Origin of the sequence: Exiguobacterium sp. s145, assembly GCF_018618835.1 — a bacterium.
Classification (GTDB): Bacteria; Bacillota; Bacilli; order Exiguobacteriales; family Exiguobacteriaceae; genus Exiguobacterium_A; species Exiguobacterium_A artemiae.
On sequence record NZ_JACSMV010000049.1, the window covers coordinates 1 to 760 of the forward strand.

Sequence of the window (760 nt, forward strand, 5' to 3'; positions counted from 1 at the left end):
AACACCCAAATTTGAGAGGATGAGACAAGATGAAAAACACGAAAAAATTCGCAGCAACAGCCATGGCAGCAGCACTCGTATTACCAGGAACGGCAGCATTCGCTTCCGGTGGCGGAGACGACATGAAACATGAGGAGAGCGCGAAGAACGTCACGGTCAAAACGAAAGCCGCTGACCTCCGTGCAACACTCGATCAGTTACTCTCAGAGCACTTCGTGCTTGCCGTCATGGACATGAAAAAACAATATGACGGATCAAAAGATGCACAGTATTATGAAGCGGCACTGAAACAGAACGCACTCGACATGACACCGGCGATCGCTTCTGTGTACGGCGACGAAGGCGCAAAACAATTCGAAAAAATCTTCGTTGACCACAACAAATACACAACGGATCTCGTCAAAGCCGTCAAAGCGGACGATCAAGACGGCATCAACGCGTCGAAAGCGGAAACAGAAGAGTTCGTCCAGGACCTCTCGAGCTTCCTCGACACAGCAACAGAAGGTAAACTGCCGAAGGCAGCAGCGGAAGAAGTTCTCCGTGCCCATGAAGCGGACGTCTATAAAACATTCCAACAATATGCAGCTGGTGACTACGAAGGATCGTACAACACGTTCCGTGAAGGTTACAGCCGCATGTATGATATCTCAAAAGCACTCTCCGTCGCGATCACAACACAGATGCCTGAGAAGTTCGACAACACGAAAGCGGACACAAAAGCCGCTGACCTCCGGTCAACACTCAACAGCCTCGCAGCTGA

1 pseudogene is annotated in these 760 nt (G+C 50.3%); it reads left to right on the forward strand.

The annotated features are described in order from the left end of the window. Positions 1-29: 29 nt before the first annotated feature. Positions 30-760, forward strand: a pseudogene (locus KNQ07_RS16000) (copper amine oxidase); the annotation flags it as partial.